The organism is Aeromonas sp. QDB11 (assembly GCF_027705265.1).
GTDB classification, from domain to species: Bacteria; Pseudomonadota; Gammaproteobacteria; order Enterobacterales; family Aeromonadaceae; genus Aeromonas; species Aeromonas allosaccharophila.
The window spans coordinates 20605-27265 of the sequence record NZ_JAPDBM010000064.1 but is presented as its reverse complement, the minus strand read 5'-3'; the positions used below and the strand labels follow the sequence as shown (position 1 = coordinate 27265).

General features: G+C 57.9%; 5 protein-coding genes. All 5 read right to left on the bottom strand.

Annotated features, from left to right (window positions below; all coding sequences use genetic code 11):
* Nucleotides 1-20: 20 nt before the first annotated feature.
* The 5 genes from OKC40_RS18110 to chbR all read right to left on the bottom strand — a co-directional run bounded on the left by OKC40_RS18110 (nt 21) and on the right by chbR (nt 6659).
* Nucleotides 21-1229 carry a tyrosine-type recombinase/integrase gene (locus tag OKC40_RS18110; protein ID WP_270671836.1) on the bottom strand — a complete coding sequence of 403 codons (1209 nt, stop codon included), beginning with the start codon at nt 1227-1229 and terminating at the stop codon, nt 21-23.
* A 281-nt stretch (nt 1230-1510) separates the two neighbouring features.
* Entirely contained in the window at nt 1511-3316 is a 1806-nt protein-coding gene (locus tag OKC40_RS18105; protein ID WP_270796401.1) for an amidohydrolase, read from the bottom strand.
* Nucleotides 3317-3512: 196 nt separating this feature from the next.
* The gene (chbG, locus tag OKC40_RS18100; RefSeq protein ID WP_270796400.1) at nt 3513-4280 is read right to left on the bottom strand and encodes a chitin disaccharide deacetylase; all 768 of its coding nucleotides are present in this window, start codon (nt 4278-4280) and stop codon (nt 3513-3515) included.
* A gap of 55 nt (nt 4281-4335) precedes the next feature.
* Nucleotides 4336-5682, bottom strand: a complete 1347-nt coding sequence (locus OKC40_RS18095; RefSeq protein ID WP_270796398.1) for a 6-phospho-beta-glucosidase — start codon at nt 5680-5682, stop codon at nt 4336-4338.
* Nucleotides 5683-5831: 149 nt separating this feature from the next.
* Nucleotides 5832-6659, bottom strand: coding sequence for a transcriptional regulator ChbR (gene chbR, locus OKC40_RS18090; RefSeq protein ID WP_111805502.1), 828 nt, complete (start codon nt 6657-6659; stop codon nt 5832-5834).
* Nucleotides 6660-6661 lie beyond the last annotated feature (2 nt).

Here is a 6661-nt window from a genome sequence, read left to right as displayed (position 1 = left end):
CTTGGTGGGCCGCTTCCTTCTTATTCAGTTGGTGAATTACCGGATACAAACTCAGCCCACGCATCCATCATTGGACGCCGCTGATCCAGCAAGTCCGTGCGGTGGTAGGCGGCTTCTACCTTGTTCTGCACTGTGTGAGCTAATGCTCGTTCAGCGAGATCCCGCGCATAGCCCTGCTCGCTGCACCAGTCTCGAAAGCTAGAACGAAAGCCATGAGCAGTGGCCATTCGGCCAGGTGTGCAACTCCCTGCTTTGGCTCTTCTCAGAAACATCGTCAACACTGTGTCTGAGAGCGGTACTTGGTCTCTGGGGGATGGGAATACCAACTCGTCATGTAATCCCCTTAACCCTTTCAGGATTTCGACGGCACGAAGAGATAACGGAACACGATGTTGTTGTTTGGCTTTCATACGCTCGGCAGGCAAAGTCCAGACCCTTGCCTCCAAATCGACTTCTGACCACTTCATGGCTCTGACTTCACCTGAACGGCAAGCAGTCAGGATCAAGAACTCCAGCATGGAGCGGGTTACATCGTACTGTTGCGTTGTTCTCAGATGTTTTTGCACAAATGCAGGGATATCACGCCAAGGCATCGCAGGCTGGTGTTCTACACGCACAGATTTGCTGGGTTGAGCCGGTAATAGGTGGCTTACCACATCCACTGGGTTTGCAGAGGTATAGCCATGGGCCCATGCCCAAGCCATGACTGCGTGTAGCCTCTGTTTAACACGGCTTGCCGTTTCCGGGATCGTCAGCCATATCGGTTGCAAAACGGAAGCGATATGAGCTGGGGTGATGGTATCAATGGAGATAGTGCCAATTGCAGGAAAGGCATACTGTTCCAATGTGGTGATCCATTGCTTGCCGTGTTTTGGGTTCTTCCAACCAGGTAACAAGCTTTCGTAGACGAGTCTGGCGGATGCTTCCAACGTCGGGATCTTCGGCTTGTTCTGCTCCTGCAGCCGGATCTCTAGTGGGTCCAGATTATTCGCCAGCTGTTCCCGCATTGCCTGGGCGTCTCGAGCAGCGTCAGCGATAGAGATCTCGGGGTAAGTCCCGAGGCCAGCGTTACGTCGTTTCTTCGTCAGTGGGCTGACATAGCGGAACACCCACTTTCCTCTGCCCTTGATGGTAGAGGGGTGTAGCGTCAACCCGGTGACGCCACCATGAGCAAGGGGCTTATCTTCAGGCTTGATGTTGCGGGCTTTGGTATCGGTGAGGATTGCCATGAGGTAACCTCCTTGAAAATTGAATATGCCACACAGTATGCCACCAGGCATGCGCAGTGGTAATATGTGATTGGGATGGATTGGACAGTGCTAACTTCTAATTTACTGATAGCAAATGACTTTCTGGATATGGATGGAGTGTGTTGGACTTGATTGCGGCGGGCACCTCCTCCGCCATATTAAGAGAAAGCCCAAGCGATTCAATCGCTTGGGCTTTTTCGTATCTGCGGTTTTGGTGGTAAAGGCATGGCCCAACGCTGGAAGGCGTCAGGCGATGGGGCCTAGTGTGGTTGATGATGCAATAGCCCTGCGGCCACCATCGCGGTGGTGGCGACTGCGCTGCAACGAGTTGAGTCCGTGCAGGCGGTCGACTCCCGAGCGGTCTGCCCGTCACGTTGGTAGATGGAGACCCCCTCCTTTATCGTCTCTTCGATCCGGATATCAGCCAATGTTTCCGGTTTCACCTTGAGTGGATTGGCCGAGAGCACCACCAGGTCTGCCAGCTTGCCGACCTCCAGAGAACCCTTGTCGTGCTCCTCCTTGTATTGGGTTGCCGCCCACAGTGTCTGTGCCTTCAGTCCATCCAGAGCGGAGACTCGTTGATCCGGCCCGATAAGGCGCCCGGTACGACTGATCCGGTTGACGGTCGCATAATAGACCCGCATGGCATCCGGCAATGCCACGGGGGAGTCATGGTGGGAGGTGAAAATCATCCCCAGTTCACGAGCCCATCCGGTGGGAGAGATGTGTTGTGCCCGCTCTTTGCCAAGCACAGAGTCACTGTGCCAATCCCCCCAGTAGAAGGTATGCATCGGAAAGAAGGAGGGGAAGATGCCGAGTCGCTGGAATGAGGCGACCTGATCCTTGCGGGCGGTCTGGGCATGGATGGCGACAAAGCCCCGATCCGGCTTGCCATGTTGCTTCTCGCTGGCCTCAATCCCCTTGATCAGCTGATCGATGGCCGCATCACCGTTGACGTGGGTGAGCAGTTGCCAACCATTGCGCTGCGCCAGTTCGATATAGCTGGCTGCTTGTTCGTCGCTCATGCTGGGATAGCCCTTGTAATCGGCCTTTTGCCCGGCTGGTGGAACAAAATAGGGCTGGGTCAGCCAGGCGGTTTTTCCCTGGGGGGAGCCATCGAGGTTGAGTTTGGCTCCCGCGACGCGGAACCCGTTCATGTAGCTGCTGGAGTAGTAGGGCGGGGCAATGACATCCCGCGCAATCTGGATATCGGGATAGGCCGCCACGTCGAGGGGAAGCTTGGCTTTCTGGGCCAGCTGGTACATGGTCTTGACCGCGGAGGTAGAGGCGCGTCCCTCCTGAGCCGTGGTGTAACCGAAGCTGGCATAGAGTGTCATGCCTGCCTTGAAAATTGCCTCGTTTTCTCTGTCATTCAAGTTGGCGAACATCGACATCAAGGTGCCAAAGAAGGCGGTCTCCTCCAGAACCCCATTGGGCGTTTTGCCGTCCGCTTCACGGCGGATCTTGCCCCCTTCCGGATCCTTGCTGTCAGGCCCGAATCCGGCCAGCGCCAGCGCCTTGCTATTGAGTGTTGCGAGGTGACCCGACTGATGAATGATGAGCACAGGGAGATCTGGTGATACGGCATCGAGCTCCTGACGGGTGGGATGGCGCCCCTCCTTGAGCTGGGAGTCGTCATAACCGAAACCCAGTATGATCCCGTGCGCCTTGTTTTGCGGCTTGGCGACCCAGTTTCGCAGCGATTGTTGCAGGGCCGCAATGCTGTTTACCGCCCCATCCGGTGGTGCCAGCAGATTGGCGGAGAGCGCCTGGATACCGGTGTTGAACACATGACCATGGGCATCGATAAAGCCCGGGATCAGGGTCTTGCCCTGCAGGTCGACCACTCGGGTTTCGCCATCACGCAGCGTGAGAATGTCGGCCTCACTGCCCAGCGCCAGAATGCGGCCATCCTTGATGGCCAGCGCCTGCGCCGTCGGAGCCGCATCATTGACGGTAACGATATCGCCACCGAGATAAATGGTCTGGGCGGTGGGTTTGGCGGGGCTTGCGGCATTGGCCGAACTGGCCGCCAGCAATGCGATGGCGATAGGGGTGATTTTCATGTGACATGCTCCATGCTGAAAGGTCACTGGGGGGAAGGATCACGGCATTTGCCCAATCAGGCAGGTTGTGAAGGAAATGTGCAGAATATACAAGGATATACCCTACTCAAATGTGACACAGCAGTGAATTTACCGGCCCCGTCACAAAAGCACGGGTCACTCCCTAGCCCCGTACCGGCTCCCCTTGTCATCACTATTACGGTTGCCACTCCCGATAGCTGGCGAGGCGGTAGCCGCGCTCGGCGATAAGAGCGGGCAGGGACGGGTCGGTCAGGATGGCAAGTTCGTTGAGACGGGGCTGGCAGTAGGAGCTGCCCTGCATCTCCAGATCGATAAAGGAGGGGTGGCACATGATCTCGAGCGAATGGGCACCCTGTTCACTGGCCTCATCGAGCAGTTGCAGCAGGTCGGCTTGGGTCAGCTGCGCGCCGTAGAAGCGGTCGTCGAACCGATCGCAGCTCTGCGGGTGGGTGACGGTAAGACCGTGGCGGGCGATTTCGCCCCGGTCGATGCGAAGTGGCAAGTCATGGGCTTTGGCGAAGGCCTCCACCAGCGGGTAGAGTGTCGGCAGCATATGAACATGGTGGTGGCTGTCGATATGGGTCGGCGGCTTGCCGAAGATCGCGACAAAGCGCTGATACTGACTCGCCAGCTCGCCGGATATCTCGGTCAGATCCAGCTCTCCCGCCTCGCTCTTGTGCCAGATCCCCTTGTTGAGATCGCCCTGCTCGTTCACCAGCGAGGTGAGCGGGGTAAGCGGTTTACCCCAGCTGAGCATAAAGTGAAGCCCAACGGGCAGCTCGGGGAAGCGTTCGGCAAGCCAGGCGGCATGTTCGATGGCTGGGGAGGTGACAATGGCAGTGGTGGAGCTGACGACTCCGTGCTCGAATGCTTCTACGATGCCGTAGTTCTGGGCGCGGCAGAGGCCGAAGTCGTCGGCGTTGATGATCAATCTCTTGCTCATGAGGGGTCTCTTGCAGTTAAGCGCCCCGCCTGTGGTCAGGCGGGGCGTGCTGGCCTCAGGCGAGGGCGTCGATGGCGGCTGCGAAGTTGGGCAGGTGCTCGCGGTGGGCCAGCAGCAGCTCGCGGGCGACGATGCGGGCATCGTTGTCGGAGTGGATCAGCGGGTTGAGGTTCATCGCCAGCAGCAGGTCATCGAAGTCGCCACTGATGGCGGCCTTGGCGGCGGCTATCTCGAAGCTCTTGATGAGGTGTACCAGCCCGTTCACCTTGTCGTCAAAGCGGGTGAGGCGCGGGTGGGGGATGGCGCCATCATGTCCGATCAGGCAGCTCATCTCCACCGTCCAGTCGGCCGGGATATTGGTGACATGGCCCTGATGGGGCACGATGACGTAGTGCTCGCTCTGCTTGTCGTTGTAAATGGCGCTGATCACCTCGCAGGCCGCATCGGAGTAGTAGGCACCACCACGCAGCTCCAGCTCCTTGGGCTTTTCGCACAGCTCGGGGTTCTGGTAGAGCTCGAACAGCTTCTTCTCGACCTGTTGCACCACTTGAGCCCGGGCGCCGCCCTTGTAGAACTCGCCCATCTCGATCCCCAGCATCTCTTTCTCCTTGAAGTAGTACCGCAGGTAGGAGCAGGGGAGCAGGCGCAGGCCGCGGATAAAGCCGGGGTCGAACGGCAGGTCGAAGATGTTTTTGACCGAACTGGCGCGGGTGAGGCTGCCATCGGCGACCCCTTCCAGCAGCTCATCAAAGCGCGACTCGCCGTTGACCAGTACATCACCGATAAAGACCAGATGGTTGAGGCCGAACAAGTCCATGGAGAGGTGATCATGCTCGGTCAGTTTGAGGGCATCGCGCACAAACATCTGCATGCCGACCGGAATGTTGCACACACCGATAAAGCGGCGGAAGTTGGTATGACGGCGCACCGCTTCGGTCACCATGCCAGCCGGATTGGTGAAGTTAATCAGCCAGGCATCCGGGCAAAGCTCTTCCACGTCGCGGATGATGTCGAAGATGACCGGAATGGTGCGCAGTCCCTTGAACAGGCCGCCTGCGCCGTTGGTCTCCTGCCCCAGCATGCCGTGACTGAGCGGGATTCGCTCATCCTTCTCCCGTGCCTGCAGCTGGCCGACCCGCAGCTGGGTGGTGACGAAGTGGGCGCCCACCAGTGCCTCGCGGCGATCCAGCGTCTTGTGCAGGGTCATGGGGACGCCCGCCTGGCGGATCATCCGCTGGCAGAGGTCGAAGATGATGTTCAGTTTCTCTTCGCCAGCGGGAATATCCACCAGCCACAGCTCGCTGATGGGCAGCTCGGCATAGCGCTTGATGAATCCATCGACCAGCTCGGGGGTGTAGCTGCTGCCGCCGCCTATGGTGACTACCTTGATCTTCTCGCTCATAAATCCCTCTTTCATCGATCTCTATCGGTTTGATGGTGGCCGCTCTGTCGTCAGGGTGAGAGGGGCCGCAGCCAACTGTGGCAGGGGCTGATCATGTTCTGTGCTCTGTATTGCAATCGGTTCTATTTACATGGCATTCACTGCCGGCATCAGGCCGGGCTTTCAAATTTCGGGTAGAGATATTTGCGGTAACTGCCCGGGGTAAACGAGGTGAGCTTCTTGAAGTTTTTGATAAAGAGGCTGACGTCGTTGTAGCCGGTCTCGAAAGCGATATCGGCCACCGAGTTGTTGGTCACCTCCAGCTGCATCTTGGCGTAGTTGATCCGGATCTCGTTGATGATCTGCATCGGCGTCTTGTTGTAGTAACGCCGGGTGGCCCGGGTCAGATACTCCTGGCTTTTGCCACAGAGGGAGACCATGTTGGCCAGCGCATCCTCGGCAAAGAGGGGGCGATCGTGCATCCGCTCCACGGTTTCGTGCAGCCAGAGCGGAAGATCCTCGCTGGCAGAGGTGTCCTTGTAGTGACGCAGCCGGTTCATCACCGCGTAGGTCACCACTTCGAGAAATTCGGTCAGCGCCTCTTCCCGAAATCCCGGCGAGACCAGCACCGACTCGATGTAGCTGAGGAACTCGCTCTTGAGCGCATAGGCCTGGGAGGCGACGAAGTGTTCCGGCAGCAGGTATTTGAAGTGCTCGTCGAAATAGGTACGGGTGATCCCGACGTTGAAGATGCGGGTGGTGCCAAACTCGTAGAAGCTCTGATGGCGGGAGCCGAGCGGGATAAACACCAGATCCCCCCGCTCCAGCAGCACCCGCTTGCCGTTGACCTCCTGATAGTAACGACCGGTCAGTACCAGGGTGAACTCATAGTAGTCGTGCTGGTGCAAACCGGTTCCGCTCACCTGCTTGTTGTAGATGAACATGTGGAACGGTTTGTTGTTAAACAGTTCGGTTTCCCGGATTGTTTTGACGCTCATGA

What these genes read in the sequence shown, in the direction of transcription:
- OKC40_RS18110 (WP_270671836.1), bottom strand. Translation starts at nt 1,229, where the DNA reads ATGGCAATCCTCACCGATACCAAAGCCCGCAACATCAAGCCTGAAGAT.
- OKC40_RS18105 (WP_270796401.1), bottom strand. Translation starts at nt 3,316, where the DNA reads ATGAAAATCACCCCTATCGCCATCGCATTGCTGGCGGCCAGTTCGGCC.
- chbG (WP_270796400.1), bottom strand. Translation starts at nt 4,280, where the DNA reads ATGAGCAAGAGATTGATCATCAACGCCGACGACTTCGGCCTCTGCCGC.
- OKC40_RS18095 (WP_270796398.1), bottom strand. Translation starts at nt 5,682, where the DNA reads ATGAGCGAGAAGATCAAGGTAGTCACCATAGGCGGCGGCAGCAGCTAC.
- chbR (WP_111805502.1), bottom strand. Translation starts at nt 6,659, where the DNA reads ATGAGCGTCAAAACAATCCGGGAAACCGAACTGTTTAACAACAAACCG.